This window comes from Ignatzschineria sp. 22MB058224, from assembly GCF_058188435.1.
In genome coordinates this window covers 1,273,774-1,297,632 of sequence record NZ_CP187366.1, presented here as the reverse complement: position 1 = coordinate 1,297,632, position 23,859 = coordinate 1,273,774, and the positions used below count along the sequence as shown (strand labels likewise).

20 protein-coding genes and 1 other RNA gene are annotated in these 23,859 nt (G+C 37.6%); 18 read left to right on the top strand and 3 right to left on the bottom strand.

Annotated features, from left to right (window positions below; genetic code table 11):
• Window positions 1-13 precede the first annotated feature (13 nt).
• The 8 genes from ubiB to ACPF7B_RS05580 all read left to right on the top strand — a co-directional run bounded on the left by ubiB (window position 14) and on the right by ACPF7B_RS05580 (window position 9,146).
• Window positions 14-1,651, top strand: coding sequence for a ubiquinone biosynthesis regulatory protein kinase UbiB (gene ubiB / locus ACPF7B_RS05615; RefSeq protein WP_490504859.1), 1,638 nt, complete (start codon window positions 14-16; stop codon window positions 1,649-1,651).
• Window positions 1,652-1,802: 151 nt separating this feature from the next.
• Window positions 1,803-2,237, top strand: a complete 435-nt coding sequence (locus ACPF7B_RS05610) for a c-type cytochrome (protein ID WP_490504858.1) — start codon at window positions 1,803-1,805, stop codon at window positions 2,235-2,237.
• A 160-nt stretch (window positions 2,238-2,397) separates the two neighbouring features.
• Complete coding sequence (locus ACPF7B_RS05605; RefSeq protein WP_490504857.1) at window positions 2,398-3,486, top strand: polyamine ABC transporter substrate-binding protein; 1,089 nt, start codon at window positions 2,398-2,400, stop codon at window positions 3,484-3,486.
• Between the two features lie 236 nt (window positions 3,487-3,722).
• The gene (trxB, locus tag ACPF7B_RS05600) at window positions 3,723-4,673 is read left to right on the top strand and encodes a thioredoxin-disulfide reductase (protein WP_490504856.1); all 951 of its coding nucleotides are present in this window, start codon (window positions 3,723-3,725) and stop codon (window positions 4,671-4,673) included.
• 58 nt (window positions 4,674-4,731) lie between these two features.
• Window positions 4,732-5,907 (top strand): phosphoglycerate kinase, encoded by a 1,176-nt coding sequence (locus ACPF7B_RS05595; protein WP_490504855.1) that lies wholly within the window; start codon window positions 4,732-4,734, stop codon window positions 5,905-5,907.
• Between the two features lie 2 nt (window positions 5,908-5,909).
• On the top strand, window positions 5,910-7,442 hold the full coding sequence (gene rng / locus ACPF7B_RS05590; RefSeq protein WP_490504854.1) for a ribonuclease G: 1,533 nt from the start codon (window positions 5,910-5,912) through the stop codon (window positions 7,440-7,442).
• 29 nt (window positions 7,443-7,471) lie between these two features.
• Entirely contained in the window at window positions 7,472-8,710 is a 1,239-nt protein-coding gene (gene coaBC, locus ACPF7B_RS05585) for a bifunctional phosphopantothenoylcysteine decarboxylase/phosphopantothenate--cysteine ligase CoaBC (RefSeq protein WP_490504853.1), read from the top strand.
• A gap of 10 nt (window positions 8,711-8,720) precedes the next feature.
• Window positions 8,721-9,146 carry a YqaA family protein gene (locus tag ACPF7B_RS05580; protein WP_490504852.1) on the top strand — a complete coding sequence of 142 codons (426 nt, stop codon included), beginning with the start codon at window positions 8,721-8,723 and terminating at the stop codon, window positions 9,144-9,146.
• 97 nt (window positions 9,147-9,243) lie between these two features.
• Here the strand turns inward: ACPF7B_RS05580 and argF are convergent, their stop codons facing one another.
• Window positions 9,244-10,245 carry an ornithine carbamoyltransferase gene (gene argF / locus ACPF7B_RS05575; protein ID WP_490504851.1) on the bottom strand — a complete coding sequence of 334 codons (1,002 nt, stop codon included), beginning with the start codon at window positions 10,243-10,245 and terminating at the stop codon, window positions 9,244-9,246.
• Between the two features lie 123 nt (window positions 10,246-10,368).
• Between argF and ACPF7B_RS05570 the strand changes: the two genes are divergently transcribed.
• From ACPF7B_RS05570 to ssrA, 3 genes are all read left to right on the top strand, one after another.
• Entirely contained in the window at window positions 10,369-11,022 is a 654-nt protein-coding gene (locus tag ACPF7B_RS05570) for a hypothetical protein (RefSeq protein WP_490504850.1), read from the top strand.
• Between the two features lie 9 nt (window positions 11,023-11,031).
• The gene (locus tag ACPF7B_RS05565) at window positions 11,032-11,634 is read left to right on the top strand and encodes a tetratricopeptide repeat protein (protein ID WP_490504849.1); all 603 of its coding nucleotides are present in this window, start codon (window positions 11,032-11,034) and stop codon (window positions 11,632-11,634) included.
• 71 nt (window positions 11,635-11,705) lie between these two features.
• Window positions 11,706-12,058: a transfer-messenger RNA gene (gene ssrA / locus ACPF7B_RS05560) on the top strand.
• Window positions 12,059-12,256: 198 nt separating this feature from the next.
• Here ssrA and ACPF7B_RS05555 read toward each other — a convergent pair.
• Window positions 12,257-12,844 (bottom strand): DUF6037 family protein, encoded by a 588-nt coding sequence (locus ACPF7B_RS05555; RefSeq protein WP_490504848.1) that lies wholly within the window; start codon window positions 12,842-12,844, stop codon window positions 12,257-12,259.
• An 850-nt stretch (window positions 12,845-13,694) separates the two neighbouring features.
• Between ACPF7B_RS05555 and ACPF7B_RS05550 the strand changes: the two genes are divergently transcribed.
• From ACPF7B_RS05550 to ACPF7B_RS05540, 3 genes are all read left to right on the top strand, one after another.
• Complete coding sequence (locus tag ACPF7B_RS05550; protein ID WP_490504847.1) at window positions 13,695-15,368, top strand: McrB family protein; 1,674 nt, start codon at window positions 13,695-13,697, stop codon at window positions 15,366-15,368.
• Between the two features lies 1 nt (window position 15,369).
• Entirely contained in the window at window positions 15,370-16,767 is a 1,398-nt protein-coding gene (locus tag ACPF7B_RS05545; RefSeq protein ID WP_490504846.1) for a 5-methylcytosine restriction system specificity protein McrC, read from the top strand.
• A gap of 120 nt (window positions 16,768-16,887) precedes the next feature.
• On the top strand, window positions 16,888-18,258 hold the full coding sequence (locus ACPF7B_RS05540) for a cryptochrome/photolyase family protein (RefSeq protein WP_490504845.1): 1,371 nt from the start codon (window positions 16,888-16,890) through the stop codon (window positions 18,256-18,258).
• A gap of 28 nt (window positions 18,259-18,286) precedes the next feature.
• On the opposite strand, the gene ACPF7B_RS05535 is transcribed toward ACPF7B_RS05540, so the two are convergent.
• Entirely contained in the window at window positions 18,287-18,847 is a 561-nt protein-coding gene (locus ACPF7B_RS05535) for a hypothetical protein (protein ID WP_490504844.1), read from the bottom strand.
• Window positions 18,848-18,984: 137 nt separating this feature from the next.
• Between ACPF7B_RS05535 and ACPF7B_RS05530 the strand changes: the two genes are divergently transcribed.
• The 4 genes from ACPF7B_RS05530 to ACPF7B_RS05515 all read left to right on the top strand — a co-directional run bounded on the left by ACPF7B_RS05530 (window position 18,985) and on the right by ACPF7B_RS05515 (window position 23,681).
• Window positions 18,985-19,620, top strand: a complete 636-nt coding sequence (locus ACPF7B_RS05530; protein ID WP_490504843.1) for a DUF5710 domain-containing protein — start codon at window positions 18,985-18,987, stop codon at window positions 19,618-19,620.
• 188 nt (window positions 19,621-19,808) lie between these two features.
• Window positions 19,809-20,456, top strand: coding sequence for a carbonic anhydrase family protein (locus ACPF7B_RS05525; protein WP_490504842.1), 648 nt, complete (start codon window positions 19,809-19,811; stop codon window positions 20,454-20,456).
• A 331-nt stretch (window positions 20,457-20,787) separates the two neighbouring features.
• Entirely contained in the window at window positions 20,788-21,351 is a 564-nt protein-coding gene (locus ACPF7B_RS05520; RefSeq protein WP_490504841.1) for a YagU family protein, read from the top strand.
• Between the two features lie 254 nt (window positions 21,352-21,605).
• Window positions 21,606-23,681 (top strand): bifunctional (p)ppGpp synthetase/guanosine-3',5'-bis(diphosphate) 3'-pyrophosphohydrolase, encoded by a 2,076-nt coding sequence (locus ACPF7B_RS05515; protein ID WP_490504840.1) that lies wholly within the window; start codon window positions 21,606-21,608, stop codon window positions 23,679-23,681.
• Window positions 23,682-23,859 lie beyond the last annotated feature (178 nt).

Below are 23,859 nucleotides of genomic sequence, written 5' to 3'. Positions count from 1 at the left end.
AAAGGATAGGCGGATGATTTCTCGAAGTTTGAGGATGGTAAAAATTTGGTGGGTATTATTACGCTATGGTCTATATGATCTTGCATTTATGGTGCCAGGGTTACGCCATCTTCGTTTTGTAAAACCCCTTTTATCTATATTTAATGGTTACAAATCAACACCTTTAGCAGTGCGTATTCGCTTGGCGCTTGAGAATCTCGGTCCAACCTTTATTAAACTTGGACAAGCGCTCTCTACTCGTTATGACCTTCTCGATAAAGAGATCGTTGATGAATTAATCAAACTACAAGATCGAGTTCCGCCTTTTTCGAGTGATATCGCTGTTAATATTATTGAAACATCACTTGATAAATCGATTGATCAATTATTCCAATCATTTGAAAAAGCGCCAATAGCAGCGGCTTCGATAGCTCAAGTGCATGGCGCTATTTTGCCTAATGGACAAGAAGTTGTTGTAAAGGTTGTTCGGCCAAATATTCAGAAAGTTATCAAGCGTGATATTGGCTTAATGCGTATTCTTGCCCAAATGATCGAGCGTTATTATCCTGATGGTAAGCGCTTGCGTCCCGTAGAAATTGTCGATGAACACGCACGTACAATTCTTAATGAATTAGACTTAACAATTGAAGCCGCAAATGGCGCACAATTACGTGAAAATTTTCGTGATTCACATGATTTATATGTGCCAGAAATCTATATTGATTATGTGCGCAAAAATGTGATGGTGATGGAGCGAATCTCTGGTGTGCCAGTTGGCGAAATCGAAACGCTTAAAGCACTCGGTGTAGATATCCCGCTTTTAGCAAAACGGAGTGTTGATATCTTTTTTACTCAAGTGTTTGAACATAGTTTTTTCCATGCAGATATGCATCCCGGAAATATTTTTGTAGATGTTACTAATCCAGCTGATCCAACATATATCGCGCTTGATTTTGGCATTATCGGAACATTAAATGAACAAGATCAACATTATTTGGCGAGTAATTTTTTAGCCTTTTTTAATCGAGATTATCTGAAGGTCGCACAGCTCCATGTAGAGTCTGGTTGGGTGCCACCGGATACTTCAGTGGGGGATTTTGAAGCGGTTATCCGTTCTTTATGTGAGCCAATTTTTAATAAGCCGTTAAAAGATATCTCATTTGGTGCATTTTTATTGTCGTTATTTCAGACAGCGCGACGTTTTAAAATGGAGATGCAGCCACAATTGATGTTGCTCCAAAAAACACTTTTTGCGATCGAAGGTGTGGGGCGTGAGCTCTATCCTGAACTTGATCTTTGGGCAACCGCTAAACCGTATCTTGTCGATTTCGTGAAGAAAAAACGTGGCCCAAAAGCGATTGCTAAGCGATATAAACGGGATTTTCCAATATGGATTGAGCAGCTCCCAGATGTTATTCAAAATAGTAATTTGATGTTAAGGCAAGCTGCAAAAGGTGAGTTGAAAGTTAATCTTGCGGATAAAGAGTGGGATAAGCTGATAAAAATTCATGGAGAAGAAACCTCCCGAAAAGTGTATGCCGGTATTGGCGGAGTGTTTCTGCTTGCGTTGTTGCTTAAATGGGATAATTGGACATTTTTACCAATTATTGCCAGTAGTGTTATTGTCATAGTGATGTTTTATCTTGCACTTCGTAAGCGCAAAGAATCTTAAAATTTTTAGGGGATTTTCCTTTTTAAGAATTTTTTCACCAAAGAAATTGATTTGTCACACTTTTTTTATAAAAACCTTTATAATAGAGGATGTATATGTTCCAATAAGTAGAACTATGTACAAACAAATTTTATTTAATAAGGAGAAGTCAATGAAGAAGTTAGCTCTTGCTGCTATGTTAGCAGTTGCAACAACTGGTATCTCTATGGCGCAGGTTGATACAGATGCGGTCATTAAATATCGTAAAGCAGCATTTACTGTTGCGGGTTGGAATATGGGTATTCTCGGTGGAATGCTGAAAGGTGAAATCGATTATAATCCAGAAGAAGCGGTTGCAGCAGCAACACGTATCAATGAAATGGCAAAAGCTGTAGGCGCAACATTTATTGATGGCACTTATGAAGGTACAAAAGCAAGCCCTAAAATTGCAGAAAACCGCGCAGAATTTGATGCAGATCTAGCTGCATTTATTGAACAAAGTGGTGCAATGGTAGAGGCAGCAGGCGAAAAACAGACAATGGCTGCACAAATGGGTAAACTTGGTGGCACTTGTAAGTCTTGCCATGACTCGTTCAAATTAGACTAATTAAAGAACATTCCGTTCGATAACTAATTTAATAACACAATTTGATAAAAGAGAGGTTTCTTCTCGTACTTTGCTTAAATTATGTTATAACAAGGGAAGCGATTGATTGAATCAGTCGCTTCTTTTATGTTTACCCACTTTATAGGAGAGTAATAAAGTGATGAAAAAGTTAAAATTATCGATGTTATTATCACTGGGGTTTTTGCTTGGAAGTCAGGCGGTAAAAGCTCAAGAAGTGCGTGTTTATAATTGGACGGATTATATTGATCCTGAATTGATCACGGAGTTTACTGATAAAACGGGAATCAAAGTTATTTATGATACGTTTGATAGTAATGAAGTGTTGCTTGCTAAAACCCTTACCGGTAATTCAGGCTATGATATTGTTGTGCCTTCAGATTACACCTTAATTTATATGGTGCAAGCAGATGCAGTACAAAAGATCGATCGAGACAAACTCAAAAATATCGATAATATTTGGCCATTTGTTGAAGAGCGTTTAGAGGAACTTCCTGGTGCGACGGATTACTCTGTACCTTATATGTGGGGAACGACGGGTATTGCCTATAATGTGGCTAAGATTAAGGAGCTAGTCCCTGATGCTCCGCTTGATTCTATGGAATTGCTCTTTAATCCTGAATATGCCTCTAAACTTGCAAGTTGTGGAATCTATATTATCGATTCTCCAAGCGAGTTTTACCCAATGGTAATGCGTTATTTAGGATTACCGGCAGAGAGCACGTCAGATGAAGATCTTGCAAAAGCTAATGAGGTTTTAGAAGCAATTCGTCCTTACATTACTAAATTTCATTCCTCTGAGTATATTAATGCGATGGCAAATGGAGATGCTTGTTTATCCCTTGGTTGGTCGGGAGATCTTTATTTAGCAAAAGCACGAGCAAAAGAAGCAAATGCCGGTGTTGATATCGAATATTTTATTCCAAAAGAAGGTGGGTTACTTTGGTTTGATCAATTAGCGATCTTAAAAAATGCAAAAAATGTGGATGAGGCTTATGCATTTATCGATTTTCTGTTGGATGCGAAGGTTAATGCAAGAGCGGCAGATTATGTAGAGTATGCAACCTCTAATGAGGCTGCTTTTGAGTTTGTCGATCAGGATCTACTGAATGATCAAGCGCTCTATCCTTCGAAAGAGACGCTCTCATTATTAAACGTAAAACAACCTTACACCCAACGAGAACAGAAAAAGTTGATGCGTCACTGGTTAAAAATAAAAGCGCAACGTTAGTAATCCATAATAGTGAATATTTTAAAGAGTTTGGTGGTGATCAAACTCTTTTTTATTTGTCGAAATGTTTATCGGTCATCGTGCGAAAGAGAACTTTGTTTTAATGTATAATGAAAGAATAAATTATTTCGGGCTACTATTTGGTAGCCTCAGAATAGAGCGAATGTAGTAGTTTATTGACGAGAATAATAGCTGATGCTTAACATCTCTAAACGGATAAAAGGATTTTGAAAATTATGAGTACAATTCATCACCCGTTAATTATTTTAGGTTCCGGTCCTGCAGGATATACCGCGGGCTTATATGCTGCGCGTGCAAATCTTAAACCTGTTGTTATTACCGGCATGCAAATGGGCGGTCAATTGACAACTACGACAGAAATCGATAATTGGCCAAGTGGTGCTGAAGGCTTAACAGGCCCTGTTTTGATGGATCAGATGCGAGAACAGTGTGAACGCTTTGGTACCCAAATTCTTTTTGATCACATCAACGAAGTAGATTTACAAAATCGTCCTTTTACTTTGAAAGGGGATAATGCAACCTACACATGTGATGCATTAATTGTTGCCACCGGAGCATCGGCAAAATATTTAGGATTACCGTCAGAAGAGTTTTATAAAGGACGTGGCGTTTCAGCATGTGCAACCTGTGATGGTTTCTTTTATCGTGGGCAAGAAGTTGTCGTTGTCGGCGGTGGTAATACAGCAGTGGAGGAAGCTCTCTATTTAAGTCAAATAGCTTCAAAGGTGCATTTAGTACATCGTCGTGATGCTTTTAGAGCTGAGAAAATATTGCTTGATAAATTGCATCAACATGTTGCCGAAGGGAAAATTGAACTTCATATTAATCATGTTTTAAATGAAGTTAAGGGCGATGATAACGGCGTTACAGGGGTTATCCTCTCATCAACAATTAATGATAGCGTGAAAGAACTAGCCGTTCCGGGTGTTTTTATTGCCATTGGTCACACACCGAATACGGAAATTTTCAAAGATCAACTAAACATGCGTAATGGTTATATTGTTGTAAAATCAGGTATTGATGGTGGTGCAACAATAACCTCTGTCCATGGCGTGTTTGCCGCAGGTGATGTTATGGATTCTCATTACCGTCAAGCAATTACTTCTGCGGGTACAGGATGTATGGCAGCCTTAGATGCAGAGCGTTATTTAGATGGTTTAGAGTAATTGGTCAATACGATACAACATTAATATCAGAGTGGAATCTCCACAGGAGGATGATTATATGAAATTTAATACTTTAGAAGATCTCAATTTAGAGGGGAAACGAGTTTTAGTTCGAGAAGATTTAAATGTCCCTATTCATGATGGAAAAATCACTTCAGATGCAAGATTAGAGGCAGCGCTTCCTAATATCCAAAAAATTCTTAAAAAAGGCGCCGGCGTGATGATCATGTCTCACTTAGGTCGACCGGCAGAAGGTGAAGAGAATGAGGAATTCTCTTTAGCACCGGTTGCGGTTTGGTTATCGAACAAATTAGGTCAATCGGTACCGTTAGTGAAGAGTTGGATTAATGGCGTCGATATTAAGCCTGGTGAAGTCAAACTTTTAGAAAATGTCCGTTTCTTAAAAGGTGAAAAAGCCAATGATGAAACACTCTCTAAAAAAATGGCGAATCTTTGCGATGTGTATGTGATGGATGCTTTTGCAACCGCTCACCGTAAAGCTGCATCAACTTATGGCGTGGGCATGGAAGCGAAAGAGGCTGCTGCCGGACTATTACTTGAAAATGAGTTAAATGCCTTAACCAAAGTATTATTAAATCCCGAAAGCCCGATGGTTGCGATCGTAGGTGGGGCGAAAGTTTCAACTAAATTAACAGTGCTTAATGCACTCCTCGACAAGGTTGATCAACTTATTACAGGTGGTGGTATTACCAATACATTACTTCTTGCTAAAGGGTATAAAGTTGGTAAAAGTCTCGTTGAGAAAGATCTTGTGCCGGAGGCAAAAAAGCTATTAAAACGTGCAGAACAAGAAGGCAAAGAGATCCCTCTTCCAATTGATGTGGTAGTGGGAGCTGAGTTCTCAGCAGATGCTGCTGCAACAATAAAATTGATTGATGAAATCGGTCCGAATGACATGATTATGGATATCGGTCCTAAAACCAGTGAACTTTATAGCAAGATTTTAGAAAAAGCGAAAACAATTGTTTGGAATGGTCCTGTGGGCGTATTTGAATTCCCGAATTTTGCAGCGGGAACAAAAAAACTCGGTGAAGCTATTGCAAAAAGTGATGCGTTCTCCATAGCGGGTGGCGGTGATACTGTTTCTGCAGTAGAAGAGTTTGGTTTAAAAGATGATATTTCATATATCTCAACAGCAGGTGGTGCATTCCTTGAATTATTAGAAGGTAAAGTATTGCCCGCAGTAGAGATGTTAGAGAAGAGAGCAAATTAAAAATGGTAAATAATAACGAAATCTTAATTAATATTACGCCGAATGAAACGCGTGCTGCAGTAATTAGTAGTGCGATTGTTCAAGAGGTGTTAATTGAACGAGATGAAAAGCGTGGATTAGTCGGCAATATTTATAAAGGTGTCGTTATTCGTGTTTTACCAGGTCTTGAGGCAGCATTTGTAGATATTGGTTTAGAGCGCGCTGCCTTTTTACATGTGAGTGATATTCAAACTAGCAGTAATGAGTATTCAGCAGAGCAGTGTGAGAGTTGCAATGATTCTGTTGATGCAGAAAATGAACGGACTCCTACAAAACGAAATCCAGAAGCGATTGATATCACTAAATTGCTTACACAAGGCCAGGAATTAATTGTGCAGGTAATACGTGATCCCCTAGGTACGAAAGGGGCGCGTATTACGACACAAATTTCGATTCCTTCGTGTTACCTTGTCTATCTTGCTAATTCGGATGTAATTGGTGTATCGATACGAATTGAAGAAGAGGAGGAGCGGGAAAGACTCAAAACAGTGTTACAAAATTATCAGCAAGAGATTCCCGGTGCCTATATTGCACGTACAGCTGCTGAAGGGACAGATCCTTGGGTTCTTCGAGCAGATATGCAATTTTTAAGCCGTCTTTGGAGTGAGGTGAAAGAGAAGATTGCTGCCTCAAAAGTAGGGGAGCTTATTTATGGTAACTTCCCTTTAGAACAACGAATTTTACGAGATTATATTTCGAAAGATATTCAACGTGTTCGAATCGATTCGATGGATGGTTATAAAAGCATGATCGATTTTTCAGAGCGTTTCTTACCTGAAATGACGGAACGCATTGAGTATTATGTTGGCCCTCGTGCAATTTTCGATCTCTTTAATACAGAGCGCGAAATTAATCTAGCACTTGATAAGCGTGTGGATCTTAAGTCGGGTGGTTATCTTCTTATTGAGCAGACAGAAGCGATGACCACCATTGATGTGAATACTGGCGGATTTGTCGGTTTTCGTAATTTAGAAGAAACAATCTATAAAACGAACCTTGAAGCGGCACAAGCATTGGCGCGTCAGGTTCGCCTCCGGAATCTTGGGGGAATTATTATTATCGATTTTATCGATATGCAGAGCGAAGAGCATCGTCAGGGCGTTTTAGATGAGCTTGCAGAACACTTAGCTCAAGATTATGCACGCACCTCAATTAGTGAGGTCACATCTCTTGGGCTGGTTCAAATGACTCGTAAACGTACCCGCGAAAGTTTGGTGCAGCTTCTTTGTGAACCTTGTCCAAAATGCCAAGGAAATGGCTATGTCAAAACAAGTGCAACGGTTTGCTTTGAAATTTTGCGTGAATTGATTCGGGATGGAAAGCGCTTCCCAACATTGAAAGAGTTTTTAGTATTGGCAGCGCCTGAGGTTATCGAACGTCTTCTTGATGAAGAGGCGCATAGCGTGGCAGACCTTCAAATCCAGATCGATGCAAACATTCGTCTGCAAGCGGAAGAGCTCTATAATGTGGAGCAATTTGATATTGTACCGATGTAGTTCGGTATTAAAATGCGTTGAGGATATTGATGAATATTGTATTAGGCGTTACCGGTAGTATTGCTGCTTATAAATCTCCAGATTTAGTACGACGTTTACGAGAAGCTGATTTTAATGTACGCGTTGTGATGACAAAGGGCGGGCAGAGTTTTATTACGCCACTGACAATGCAAGCAGTATCGGGAAATCCCGTGATATTTGATCTCCTTGACCCTCAGCATGAAGCAGGAATGGGACATATAGAACTTGCACGTTGGGCAGATCTTATCCTCGTTGCGCCGGTTAGCGCAAATTCATTAGCAAAGCTTGCCGGTGGTTTTGCGGATGATCTATTATCCGCAATGATCTTAGCAACCGAAAGACCTGTGATGCTAGTACCGGGGATGAATCGCTTAATGTGGGCAAATCCTGCAACTAAGGCAAACATTGCAACACTGATGGAACGTGGTTTTCATTTATTAGAACCCGCAGTGGGTTCGCAAGCATGTGGTGAAGTTGGGCAGGGAAGAATGCCAGAACCATTGGCAATTCGTGATGCAGTTCTTCACTTTTTTAGAGCGCAGCACGAACATGATGCCGATTTTGGTGAAGTTTTAGATCAGCCATTACGGGGTAAAAAGATTGTTATTACTGCGGGACCAACTATCGAGGAGATTGATCCTGTTCGTTATATTAGTAACTACTCAAGCGGTAAAATGGGTTATGCCTTAGCAGAAAAGGCTTATCAATTAGGAGCAGATGTCACACTTATCTCCGGTCCGGTTTCAATCCCTGCTCCCAAAGGTATTGCTGTTATTAATGTGAAAAGCGCTGATGAAATGATGAGCGCAAGTGAGACTGCGACCAAGAGTGCCGACATATTTATCGCGGCAGCAGCAGTTGCAGATTATTCTGTGGTCAATCGTGCCGATAGAAAAATCAAGAAAACTGATGATAGTGATGAGCTTACACTCAAGCTAAAGAAAAACCCTGATATTTTAGCAACGATTTCCAAGGGCAAAAAACGCCCCGCGCTCTGTATTGGCTTTGCTGCCGAAACAGATGATATTGAAGAGAATGCGAAATCAAAACTCCAACGTAAAAATGTAGACATGATCTGCCTTAATGATGTCTCTGGTGGCAAAGTATTTGGCTCGGATCAGAATCAATTATGGCTCTTTACGCATAAAGGTGAAAAAATCGAAGTGCCATTTGCCGAAAAGAATCAAGTGGCCATGCAGATTCTTCAAGAGGTAATCAAACTTTTCCCAGAACAGTTGAGTTGTTAGGAGATACACGATGGCTGTCTCGGTAACTGAGTCGCTTCTACTTTTATCGCTCTCGAGTGTGACTTCTTCTACAATTCTTCCCGGAAGCTCCGAAGTTGCTTTAGTTGCATTTATTCATAAATTTCCTGATTACGCTTTTTCGGCATGGCTCATTGCAACAATTTTTAATACTGTTGGCAGTATGATTATGCTCTTTGTAGGGCGGATTATTCCGAATCGAAAAAAAATAAAACCCAAGACGGAATATTATATTCATCGTTATGGTGCTTGGACGCTACTACTTTCTGGTATGCCTATTATTGGGGATGTTTTGCCAATAGCTGCTGGGTGGTTTCGGCTCAATATTTGGAAATCGAGCCTCGCAATATTGATCGGGAAGGGGGGGCGTTATCTGATTATTGTTGTTATTTTAGAAGTGGCCGAAAAAGTTATTTAGTACATATTGATCGGATGAAATCTTTTAATGAACCATAAAAAAAGCGTTCTAAAGTTTCCTTTAAAACGCTTTATTGATAATAAGAATATGATAGCAATTAGCCGAGAGTTGCGACCATTACCGCTTTAATCGTATGCATACGATTCCCCGCTTGTTGGAATTGAATGCCTTGAGCGCTCTCAAAAACCTCTTCGGTAACTTCTACACCGTCAAGCCCGAACGTTTGATAAATCCATTCGCCGACTTTTGTTTCACGATTATGAAATGCTGGCAGACAGTGCATAAACTTAGTATTTTTATTTCCTGTTGCCTGCATCAATTGACGATTGACTTGATAAGGTTTTAACAGGGCAATACGCTCACGCCATGCATCTTCCGACTCGCCCATTGAAACCCATACATCTGTGTGAATAAAGTCAACGCCTTTTACCGCTTCTTCGGCACTATCGGTAAAGGTTAATGTCGCACCACTCACTTTCGCAAGCGCTTGACATTGTGCAATAAGATCAGCTTCCGGCCAAAGATGTTTGGGCGCGGCAACACGGAAATCAACACCCAATTTTGCAGCCATCACAAGATGAGAATTCCCCATATTGTTGCGGGCATCACCCAAATAAGCATAGCTAAAATCCGTAATGGGTTTGTCGCTATTTTCTTTCATTGTTAAAAGATCCGCGAGCATCTGTGTTGGGTGAAATTCATCAGTTAAGCCGTTATATACGGGTACACCAGCATAAGCCGCTAATTCATTCTCTAACACATCCTGACTAAATCCACGATATAAAATTGCATCATACATATCGCCAAGAACGCGAGCAGTGTCTTTCATTGACTCTTTTGTGCCAATCTGCGTGCCGTCGCTTCCAAGATAGCTTGTTGTCGCTCCTTGATCTGCCGCCGCAACTTCTGATGCACAGCGTGTGCGGGTAGAGGACTTTTCGAAGATTAATGCAATATTTTTCCCAGTTAATCGTCGTTGTTCTATCCCTGCACGTTTCGCACGTTTTAATTCTTCCGCAAGTGAGACAAAGTAGAGAATCTCATCTTTTGAAAAATCGAGCAGTTTTAGAAAATGTCTTTGACGTAAATTAGGTTGCATGTGCATCTCCTCTTCGCAGTATAATATGTCTTATTAGAATCTATATCGATCATTTTTTGTGATCGTTTTTTATCATAGCAGGGATGTGCTTTTTCATTCCACAAATTTTAAAAGGAAACCGTAATGATTCAACGTCTATTATTGGTAGTACTCGCACTTTTTTCGATATCTATTGCAAATGCTGAAGGCTTTCCAAATCGAGTAACATTAAACTTTGTTGGCCCGTTTCAAGTGCCGGCAAAGATGGTTTTTACCCATACAAATAGCCATTATGAATTAGTCACAACTGTAAATATTCCTTTTAAGACAATGAAATTTGTTAGCAAAGGGGATTTTGAAAATAACCGCTTGATACCCACCTTTTTTGAAGATACTCGCGGTGGCAAACCATATGCAAAAGCAACATTTGATCGTAAAAATAAATCGATTATCTATGGTCGTAATGGTGAGCAATTAACCACCGCAATGACCGGGCTTGCACAAGACTTTTTTACCACCGCTTGGCAAGCAACACTTAATAAAGCGCCATTAAGCGAAAAAATGCAAACTACTAACGGTAAAAAAGTTTACGAGCGCGCACCTTTTAAGTATGAAGGTCAGCGTGAAGAATATGTGAATGGTCGTAAAACAAAAGTTGATCTCTATGTTAGCGGCAGCGGGGATGATCGTGTTGAATTAGCACTCGCTCCACAAGACCTTTATCTCCCGGCGATGATTGCTTACTATGAGAAGGGTAAACGCTATGAGCTTAATTTACGTAGTTATCAAGTAGAATAAGGATCCATAATGATTGAATATCTCTTCACCCGTATCTCCGCAGCCTTTGGTAATAAGATTGATCTTTACCGCTTAGGAACATTCTATTTTGATGGAAAATATGTTGGTCGTGATTTACAAAAGGCGAGTATCTATCTTAAAAAAGCGACTGATAAAAGATACACCAAAGCACTCTATTATCTTGGGTTGATCGAGCTTGAAAAAGCGCCGGAAGAAATCGATTATGCATTAGCGCTTCGTTACCTTCTGCTCTCTAGAAATGAAGAGCCTAAAGCAGCGGTTAAAATTGCAGAAGTTGAGGCAAAGATTCTTTCATTACCAGCTACTGATCTAAATAATGAGTTGCTCTTTAAAATAGGCTATATGTTTGCTAATGATGTAATCGTTGGACTTGATGTGCCAAAGGCCTTACAGTTTTATCAATTAGCGAGTGAGCGCGGGAATCATTTTGCGCAAGTGGAATGGGCAAAATTATTGATGAAATCTCGTCCCGGCGTTATAAAAGATCTGCCAAAAGCCAAAGCGTTATTAGAAGATGCTGCATTGAAGTCTTTTATGCCGGCGGAAGTAGCGCTTGATGATTTTTTCGCAAAGCATCCTGAAATGGCATAAAAATAGGCTTAAGATTGCGCGAATATTGCATAAAATCGAACGATTCGCTATAATGACCTATCAACTTAAACGGGGGCGTTCTTGGATTCGACGGGGATGTTGAAGTTTGAGGTGCATGTCAAGATGGTCGAGAGTCTTGTAAAAACGCGGCAAATTGTATAGTTGCAAACGATAACAACTACGCTTTAGCAGCTTAGTCTGCTAACTGATCATGGTACTGTGTTCGTTCGGTATTATCATCAGTCAACTTAAACGAAATAGTGAAATATCATTTCTAAGGGGTATTTTGCGAAACTTAACTTAGAACAGCTTTGCATCTCCTGCCGGTCGGACGATGCGGAGTTAAATTAAAGATACGGCTAAACATGTAGTACCAAGAATGGATAGTTTTCGGACGCGGGTTCAAATCCCGCCGCCTCCACCAATCATGATTGTGAAAGCCCGCTAGTTAGCGGGCTTTTTTGTATCTATAAAATGTTTGTGCGAGAAATTGGGCGGGATCGATTTAAAATTGTTAGTTATTTCAAATGAAGTAGCTTTTTTATTTTCTGTCCCTCTGTCTATAAGCTTTAATGTCATTCACTTCAATGCTATTTCAGTAGATATAGATTACTATTAGTAATTATTGATTAAGTAGTTTTTCAGTTGTATTTTTATTTGAAAAACATAGTGAGTCTTTTTGTGGTATATTTGACCACACAGCTGTTTTTCCAAGTTTTATACATGAATCGCTGATATCACTACCAAAGTATCGTGCTATTTTTTCAAGATTTTGGGGACTGGGTTTTACCCTTTTCCAATGCCAAAAATATGGTTTACTACCTTCGTTGTCATATTTTTTATCATTGGTAATGCACATTCCTAGCAGATTAAGAGCATCTTTTTGATTAGGTGGATTCAGAACTTTTAAATCTTCTATTGCATTACCCAATGCGATAAATAAATATTTTGTTGTAAAGGATTTATCCTCTTGTCTGAACAAGTTGATATTTTTCTTAAAGATATCGTTTGGTATTTCCTGATTAATGTGACCATTTGTTGCAATTTTTGGTTGCCAGCCCAAATTTTGTTCTTCTATTCCAAGTGTCATAGATTTGCATTCAGAATAGAAAACTCCGCGTATTTTAAGGTTTGAGAAATTGAAATTAAAAAGGACTGATTTAATATTTTGTTCATCCATTTTTTTAACTAAGAGGTTTATATTTGCCATTATTTAGCCTTTTTGAACTCGCTCCCATTCTTTTTTAAAAAATGGTAACTAATTGTTGAGATACTTCATGCGACACTTATTAAGAGTCACATGAAACTTTTTTGCTTCTTCATGATATGATTTAAGATAGTGGGCTTCACGAGCATACCTTTTCATCCACATGAGTGCACTGAGTATAGAAAAAGCTTTCGATTCATTATGCCGTATATAATTTTTAGTAATTTTAACAAGAGATTAGTGTGAATTGTCACCTTTTCTAGTTATCCTCATTCATTAGCCTTCAATATCTGTAATTAATTTTAAAATTACCTGAAAATGTAAGTATCCAGGTTTACTTTGTAGGTGATGAGAGATAATCCAAAGTCTTTGGTTGAAGAATCTCATTATTTAGCTGATTAAGATCACTTTAAAGCGAGAGGGTGTTTTATACGGCATCGTTTGTATTTGTTAAGAATCCCTAACAATCTGTCAAACCTAAATCTAGTTAACCTAACTTCATACTTTTAAGTATAAATTTACTAATTGTATTCCTACATAATGTTGGGTAAGTTAGGTGTATTGAATTTAAGGATTGTTAAATGAATTATTGAGACATGCATTATATCTAAATAATTAATATCACGAGATTTTGTTATTAGAATTCTTCAAGAAAATCCGTTATTGCAGTAGGTAATGAGTATTTGGTAACTGATAATTTAGATAGATTTTCTTATAGAATAGAAATTGAAATTTTTGACTTAGATGATAAAGGATACAATTTATAATCTCATTTCCTAGGGATAGAGATTTTAATACTAAAGCAGCCTCAAAAATAATAAATGGGCATAAAATCATAGGTAATAGAAAGCTAATGGAAAAAATAAAACTGTCAAAAGGGCGACAAGCCCAAATTAAAATACTTTGGGATAAATTTAAAAGTGGTATAACCAAGGCTGATGAACAGTTCAACAATATTGAAGCATCGAATTTAATTTCTAGTTGGCAGTTTTATAAAAAGAAAATTTTAAATGACGCATTGGAATTAGATGACTATACAAATATCCTGAAGGGGGCTTCAGAAACATCCGATGCGGGAGAAATACAGAGACCAGGCGGATATTTATGTAATTTTTTAGAACGAACTACAAAAAGTGTTTTTGGTTCTTCGAAACCAGGGAATGCTGAAAACTTTGAAGTTAAACTAAATTCTGATGGTCAAACATATTTTATAAAGAGTCAAAATAAGCCTAATGCAAATCGACAAGAGGCGGAAGTTTATTTTGATGAAAATATAAAAAGTTTACTGAAAAGTATTGTGTCAGAAAATGACCCTTTAGAAAAAATAGGTTTGATCGAAGGGGCAAATTATAGCGCAAAGCAAATCTTAATGAAATTAGCCATATTAGATAACCAATCGGATTTTCTCAATATTTATTCTACCGAATCATTAGAAGAGTTGTATAACGAATTTATTGATGATGATGCAGAAGGAATATTTATAAAAAACTATCAGGTTTGCATTGTAATAAAAAAAATTTTAGGAATTAACGAACAAGATCAGAATGAACTTATTTTGCTCTCTCGCTTTTTATGGCGTTTTGTAAACTCTAAAACGATCGCAGATAAAAATAATCCTAATGTTATTCTTTATGGCCCCCCAGGAACTGGTAAAACATTTTCTGTAAAAAACAGTTTGGATTTTGTTTGTCAAGGTAACAATTCACGTTATGAAATTTTACAATTCCATCCCTCATTTACTTATGAGGATTTCATAGAAGGGATTAAGCCTAAGGGTGTCTCGAAGGATGGGAATATTCGTTTTGAACTAGTCAATGGTATTTTTAAAAATTTTTGTATAAAAGCAAAGAAACATCCCCAAAAAGAATTTTATTTTGTGGTAGATGAAATAAATCGAGCAAATCTGTCAACAGTTTTTGGTGAAACGCTATCGCTATTGGAAAAAGATTACCGCCATGATGTTGAGAATAAAAGCAGTAAAAATCTGATTAGAACTCAATACTCTGCATTAATTGAAGATTTGATCAAAGAGGATGAGAAATTTAAAGATTTAGCCTATGAAATTGATAACAATGAGGTAAAGTTTGGTGTTCCTAGTAATGTATTCTTTATTGGGATGATGAATGATGTAGATAAAAGCATTGATACCTTTGATTTAGCACTTCGTAGGCGTTTTAAATGGATAAAAAAAGATTGTAATTACGATGTAATAGAAGAGGAAACTCGTTTTAAAGGGAAAGAGCCGTTTAATAACATTGGACGGTACATTAATGCTTGCGAAAAATTGAATAACTATATTGCTAATGATTTAGGCTTGGGAAGCTCGTATAAGTTTGGTCATGCTTTTTTTATGAAAGTTAGTGATATCGCTAAACGTAAATATATTACAAATAATAATATTGAAGAGTTATTTAATTTGTATTTAGAACCGACTTTGAAAGAATATTTAAGAGCCGTATTTATGGAAGGTGAGTTGGAAATTAAATTAGACGAAGCGTTAAATAAGTTCAAAGAAGCAATGAAATAAAATGAAAATTAATATTCCCGTAAACCATAATTTTTACGAAGAGGCTCCAATTTTAGATTCTAATTTGGCTAAAGAATTTGGAGTCAAACAGTCAGGTATTAAAAAGTTACAACAAATATTTTCATCAGTTTATGAGTTGAAGTGTGGTGCGGGACAATTAGAACATGTCAAAATATTTCATTTTAAAAATAAACGATTTTTCAATAAAAATAATGAACGTTTTATTCTGCGATTGTATTCTAAACAAAAAGTAGAAAAAGAATACTTTATTCAAACAGGCTTATATGCCGGGATGCTTTTATATAGAGATTGTTTAATAAATATTACAACAAAATATGGTGAAGCATTTCTACAACGTATGCTAAATTTTGTAAGCGATATATATATTGATAATGAAACAATATTCGCAGAAAAGAGTGAAACAGAAAATCAATTTTTGTTTATTATTGCCCATTTGTTTATTAAGTCATTAGAAAAAGCCGCTGTTTTAGGTTTGCCACAACAATACCAAAAAAGACAAGAGCGTAGTCATAAGGTAAAGGGTAATATAAATTTTAATGATTATTTGAAAAGAGATATACCGTTTCGAGGGAAGTTGACAACAGTTTTCAGAGAACGGGTATATATTCAAGAAATTATTGATGTTTTATATTTAGCGCTAAAGAAATTAGAAAATATTTTTGGAAAAGAAATTCAAAGTCGCTTACTTGGTTTGAGTAAATTGTTAAGGCAACAATATTCAGGCCATTATGTGAATTATAAAACAATTCAAATAGCTAAGGCTCATCAAGCTATCAACTCTCCCATTTATTCTGGTTTCAAAAAAGTTTTGGAATATGCGGAGATAATTTTATTGAATAAAGATCTAAAATCTAATAATGAAAAGCATTCCTTATCGGCTACTGGTTATCTTTTTGATATTGCTGAGTTATACGAGATTTATCTTGAAAAATTATTGAGCAGAAACTTTCCTGAATGGTCGGTGAGTGGGCAAGTCGAAATTCCAGTTTATCTAAATCAATTTTATTCTAGGTCAATATTCCCTGATTTAATTATGCAACACAGAAAAAGCAGAAAAATTATTGTTTTTGATGCAAAATTTAAAAAAATGGAAATGAAGAGAGGGGATGTTGATGGATCAGATTTACATCAAATACATTCTTATTCTGGATATTACCGATCTAACTTAATAGTAAGTGGATTAATTTATCCTTTATCAAAACCAATAGATACCACTAAATCTTACTCTGAGACTTTATATGGTAACCATGATAATAATGTACAATTCATTATAGATGGTATTTATGTGCACGAGAAACAGGCTATGGAGGACCTGATAAAAAATGAAAATATGTTTATTGAACGAATCAGACTTTTGATAAATAAGATAGGTTACTAATTTTAAATTATATTAATAATTGGTAGCTAATTTCCAATAAAAATCTCGCATAAACTGCCGGAAGGTTATAGTCTATCCTCCTCATCCCATTTTCTTATTTTAATAGGGGTAAGAGATATTATGCGATCTTTAATGTGGTTTCGATCTGATTTAAGAGTTCATGATAATGAGGCGCTCTATAAGGCGACTGAAAATCAGGAAACAGTTGCTCTTTTTATTGTCTCTCATAAAGAATGGGAGGCCCATCGTGATGCGAAGCTGAAACTCGCTTTTATGTGGCGAAACTTACAAGCATTACAAAAAGCACTCGAGAGTAGGAATATCCCTTTAAAGATCGTAGAAGTTGATTCTTGGGCGGAGATTCCGACGCGTATACTGCAATTGATGGAAGCTTATCAGATCTCCTCGCTCTATTTTAATCATGAAGTTGGCGTCAATGAGGTTGCAAGAGATCGAGCGGTTTATCGGCAATTAAAGAAACATCTCTTAGATATCTATCCTTGCCACGATAAGACCTTAGTAAAGTTAGGTTCTATTCTAAATGGTGAAAATAGACCTTACAAAGTCTTTACCGCCTTCAAAAGACGCTTAATCGACATTTTACAGCATCAGCGTTTTGAGAGTCATTTTGACATCCCGACGCAAAATAAGCTAGATATTGAAAGTGCTGATCTCTCTGTTAATCCTTATGATGCATTTGATAATTTAGCCTATAAAGCCGGTGAAGACGCTGCTTTTGAGATTTTTCAGAACTTTTTAAAGGAAGATATTTTCCGTTATCATGCTCATCGGGACTTTCCTGCCATTGAGGGAACGAGTCGTCTATCACCCTATCTTGCACTCGGTGTGATCTCTGTGAAAACACTCCTTCAAGAAGCATTAATGATTAATGAAGGTGATTTTCACGCAGGTGATGAAGGGGTTTTAACTTGGATGAATGAACTCTACTGGCGAGAATTTTATTACCATATTATGTGGAATTTTCCCCAAGTCTCCAGAAATAGAGCCTTCCAAGAAAAGACAGAAAATATTCAATGGCGTGAGAATGATGCCGATTTTGAAGCGTGGAAAAATGGAGAGACCGGCATCCCCATTGTGGATGCTTTTATGCGACAGCTGAAAGCAACTGGTTGGATGCATAATCGAGGACGCATGATTACCGCAATGTTTCTGACCAAAAACCTCTTAACCGATTGGCGTAAGGGGGAAGCTTGGTTTATGCAGAATCTCATCGATGGAGACTTTGCTGCGAATAATGGCGGCTGGCAATGGTCCGCTTCTACTGGTACAGATGCCGTGCCTTACTTTAGGATCTTTAATCCCGTCACCCAATCGGAGCGATTTGATCCCAATGGGGACTTTATTCGTCAATGGTGTCCGGAGTTAGCCCATTTAGATAATAAACGGATTCATAAAGTGCAAAAGCATGCCATTGTTGATTTAAAAAGTAGTCGCCTAAGAGCGATAGAAGCATTTAAAAGTTTGGCGTGATTTTAATATATGAATGATATTGAGGGTTTTACTGAACTAAATTCTCAATGTTCAGAATTCCCTTAATCTCAGCACTTTTTTGCATAAGCTGCTCTTTCTTAATTTCTAAATCTGGTAAAACTTTGAAGTATGGGTTCTTTTTTTCAAAAGTTGTACCGGGAGTGAAAGTATCAATATCAGCATATTTAAGGTTTAAAAAAACAGCTTGCTCATTTTCGCCATTGCCATGGTCGGCGTATATTCCCATGGAACATTCATAATTATCATCAGGTTTAAAGTAGGGACTTTGGCTAATAATTTTGAGGGCGATCTCATTTTCACCATTGTGGAGATATTGATTTACGCGATCAATATTGTCGCGGATAATTCCACCAAATCCCTGTTCATAGGAATTATAGACAAGCTCATCATTTATGTAGGCACCATAATCAGATCCTCGCGTATAGAAACGTAATTGATAGGTAATATTGGGATCATTGAGCGTTGAACTCTTTTGCGGAGTAGATTTCTGCTGGGTAAATGTCATTGCAATGATTGCAAAGACACCGAGGATAATAAAGGCTAAAAGTGGATATTTAAAATTATACATTTTGGTTATTCTGTTATAAATATATAAATGATGAAGTTGAATCAATATAGTTTTCAATAATATAACAGAACTATTGATGAAAATGGCTTAAACGATCGGTAGTGATAAATAAATTCTGCATATATTTAAGGAGTGAAATGAAACTCTATTTAAATGTTCCCTTTGAAGAGAAGGATGAAGCAAAAGCTCATGGTGCGAAATGGAATCCTAAGTTGAAATTGTGGTATGTAGAGTTACAAGATAGCTTAGATACGGTACTGCACCGGTGGTTGATTCAAGAATCGGACTATTCGATTCTTGCCGATAATTATTCGATTGTGATGGCAAAAAAATCATGTTGGAAGTGCGAAAAAGAGATGCCGGTGACGACCTTTTTGCTCGATCGTTATTATCAACTTGATGAGTATGAGGACAACGATCTTGGTTTAAGTTTTTTTAACTGGCAAGAGACAGAGAATGAATCATTTGTTTCGAATATTACGGTATTAGATCATCATGTATTAACGAAGATGCAAATGATCAATCCCCACTATAAAAAGAGTTATAGCAAGACACTAAAAAGTGCTTATTATGCGAATAATTGTCCTCACTGCGGTATGTTACAGGGCGATTTCAATCTCTATCAGGAGCCGGATAGTGTGTTTTATGATTCCCGCGATACGAGTAAATTCACCATTATGATGGAAGTTGAAGTACCGTTTAAGGCGAATGGAAATACCGCTTTTATCGCCGGTTCTATTGGTGGCATCATGATTAAAGTTGTGGGAATTTGATTATTGTTCATTCTCTATATTTATCAAAAAGATGACTCTAACAGTTGTTTAAAAAATGGTCATTTTTTGTAAAAAAAACGTACTTTTGTTCTTTTTTGACGCTAAATCGGAGTAGACTGTTTAATTGTTAGTCACCTTTCTAGCTGTAAAGCAAGGGACAAAATTTCTAAACGAAGAGATATGAAACAATGAGATTACACAATATCGAAGATCAGAAGTCATTAACGCCGGAATTAGCGCTCTCATTTTTAAAAGAGGGTAACAAACGATTTGTTGCCAATTTAAAAGCACATAGTAATCTGCTTGAGCAAGTCAATGAGACGAAAGCAGGGCAGTTTCCTTTCGCAATTATCTTAAGCTGTATCGATAGCCGCACTTCCGCAGAGTTAATTTTCGACCAAGGCTTAGGCGATATCTTTAGCGTCCGAATTGCCGGAAATATTCTCAATGACGATATTATTGGTTCCATGGAGTTTGCGTGTAAATTAGCAGGTTCAAAGCTTATCGTTGTACTTGGTCATACCCATTGCGGCGCAATTACTGGCGCATGCAAAGGAACGGAGCTGGGGCATTTAACGGATCTATTGGCGAAGGTCAAACCTTCTATCGAACATGTTAAAAAACATCATCACAATATTGATATTGAATCGAAAGAAGCGGTAGATTTGGTTGCGTTCCATAATGTAGAGCATACCATTGAGCACATTCTTGAAAAAAGCGCTGTCTTGAAAGAGATGTTCAAAGCGGGCGAAATTGGTATTGCCGGCGCATTTTACAAAGTTGAAACCGGCGAGGTCGATTTTGTAAAAGAGATGTTTAATCCCAAATCACAGTAATAGGGATTAACGAACAATAAAAAGCTGTGTTCTTACAGTAAACTGCCCCTCAAAGTTGTGTCCAACTTTTTTGGGCAGTTCAAAGATAATGGTTCTTTATTGTCCTTTTTAGCGCTTTTTATTCATTCACCCTATTTTCATTATCTTTTTGAGTTTTATTTTAATCTTTTGATTAAGTTGTTAAATGATATTTTTATACTCTATAAAAAACAATCATCAGGAGATAGTAAATATTTGTGTGGAAATTGTGTTATCTATGTGATCATAAAGATATGATTTATATGATTTATATGATGTTATTAAAACAATCGGGTGATAAAGGGCAAAAGTTATGAACTATAAACAAGCTTTTTTAAATAAGGTGAATCTTAAAGTCATTATTTGGACTACGCTCATTGGTGGTTTTATGAGCTCGTTAGTGAAATGGGGATCAGAAGTGAATATGCCACCGCGAGTACCGGATGAAATCTCTCCTCCAGGAGCACATATTGATGCTTGGTTGAGGTGGTTAGGGATCAATTCCCATTCACTTGATTATGTTTATCAGGGAGTAACTGTTCAGGGGGCTGTCACACTTTATCATTGGGTTTTTAGTTTTGCTTTTGCTTTTGTTTATGTCGCTGGATCAGTCTTTTGGCCTAAAATTCGCCTTTGGTATGGGGCTTTTTACGGAATCTTGATTACGGTGGTAATGCATGGATTTTTGATCCCGTTATTAGGGTTTAGAAACCCTGTCTATGCTGATGGTGCAACAGGGTGGTTATGGAATCTTAACCAAGCAGAGTTGTGGAGTGAATTTTTAGGCCATATATATTGGTCTGTTTCAATTGAGATCTGTATGATTGCCGTCCTTGCCTATTTTGCAAAACCTATACGCGGTCCTTGGACAAATTAATACATAATTAGCACGATATAAGGTATTTATAGCAGTCTAAAATGAATAAAGCGACATATTCCTCTCCATTTGGTCTATGTCGTTTTTTATTTTGCGTGTAAAATAGAGCATTAAATTTTTGCGAAAATGAGTCTTTTGCTTTAGAAATTGTTATGCTCTAAGGAGCAATGATTGCGAATCAGGCGAAAGGAGTCTGCATCGTTTTCCTCTCTAAAAGAGGTTATAACAATAAAATTGAGTATGAGGAAGTGGATGTGTCAAAGTCAATAACATTGGCCACTCTTCTAGAGTGGTTACAAGGAAAAGAAAAGAGCTGGAAACCAGAGCTTTTTGAGGCTTGCATTTCTCAACAGGATCATCCGTTGTTTAAAATGGCGTTAGAAACTGCCTACTATCTCGAACAACTCGATATTGAAGCGATGCCTCAAGCGGCAACGATTTTATTTATCTTAAATACGCCTGTTGAACAACAACCAGAAGAGACACGGAAATTTATCCAATACCTCGCTGTTGTGAATCAATTAACATCCGGCGCAATCTCTCATGAAAAATCGCCTGAAACATTACGGAAGATGTTTTTAGCATTTGCCGAAGATGTTCGGGTCATTGTGGTGATGCTTGCCTATCAAGTGATTGTGATGCGTAATGCGCGAGATTCGCAAGAAGATAAACAGCGCGCAATTGCACAAAATACGAATACGATATTCGCACCGATCGCTAATCGCTTAGGGCTTTCAGGAATCAAATGGGAGCTAGAAGATTACGCATTGCGTTTTCTTGAACCTGATCTTTATCGTGAAATTGCCTCTAAATTAGATGGCAAGCGTAAGGTTCGTGAACAATATATTCGCGATATTATTGAACGTCTCAAGAAACTTTTAGCGGAACATAATATTCCGGCAGAGGTGACAGGACGCGTAAAACATATTTACAGTATTGCGCGTAAAATGCGCCAAAAGAATTTAAGTTTCGAACAGCTATACGATATTCGGGCTGTTCGTATTTTAGTGGATAGTACCGCTGATTGTTATGCCGTCCTTGGTATGATTCATGAATTATGGGTGCCAATTCCTCGTGAGTTTGATGATTATATTGCTAATCCAAAGCCAAATGGCTATCAATCACTGCATACCGTTGTTCTTGCACCCGGCGATCGTACGCTAGAAGTCCAAATTCGAACGCACAAAATGCATCAAGATGCTGAAATGGGTGTCGCTGCGCATTGGAAATATAAAGAAGGGCGGGGGACATCGATCGACCAAGCCGACCTTAACTGGCTTCGTGATCATCTTAATCGTGCGCTTGAAGAGGGAGAGGAACCTTTAACTGAAGAATCGATCTTTAATGAAAATGTCTATGTAATGACGCCGGCAGGAGAGCCCATTGAATTGATTGCGGGGTCTACGCCGCTCGATTTTGCGTATAAAATCCATACAGGATTAGGAAATCGCTGTCGTGGTGCGAAAGTGAACGGGGCAATTGTCCCGCTGACATATCAATTGCAAAATCGTGATGTTGTGGAAATTTTGACCGGAAAAGTTCCTAATCCAAGTCGAGATTGGATGTCACCGCATTTAGGATATACCGGCTCAAGCCGAACACGTTCGAAAATTCGGGCATGGTTCCGCTCTCAAGAGATTGAGAGTAACTTACAAGCGGGTAAGCAGATGCTCGAAAAAGAGCTCTCACGCCTCAACGCTCGGTTAAGTGAAGACGAACTTAAAAAACTGGCAAGTAAATTGCATTGTACGGGTTTGAATGATCTTTATGCTAATCTTGGTTCGGGCGATATTACTATTGCACAGCTAATTAGCCGCCTTCCCGGTGAAAAACAGAAAAATAATTTCGATCCTGAATTAATGGTTCGTCCACAATCGAAAAAGGCTTCGAGTGGTATTCAAGTTAAAGGAATGGGGAAACTACTTACCTCCATTGCAACTTGTTGTAAACCTGCTCCGCCTGATCTTATTGGTGGTTATATTACGATCAACCGAGGTGTGACGATTCATCGTCTTAACTGTGTGAATTATCAAAATATGCTCGAACAAAATCCTGAGCGTGGTATTGATGTTGATTGGGGAATGAGTGATGAGCGCCTCGTTGAAGCTGATATTCATGTTACGGCCTATGCCAATGTGGATCTGCTTCAAGAGATTAGCCAGCTTATGTCGGCTGAACATCTTAAAATTACCAATATGACAATGAAAGATGAAAGTGATGATACAAAGTCGATCAGCTTTACACTAGAAATTAACCATGTGGATCAATTGAGCCGTCTACTTGATCGTATCAATCAAATTCCGGCAGTATTAAAAGCGTATCGTAAATAAGTTTATAAGTATGCGATCGTCGATGGCAAAAAACTGGTATTAAGGAAGCTTAAGGCTTATATAATCCTTGAGCTTTTTTATCGGCTTAGTTTTTTCTACTCATTATTAAATATGAGTGTTTTTCACCGCTATTGGCTGTTGTTCTTAATTTGAAAATACCTTTAATAACGATTAATCG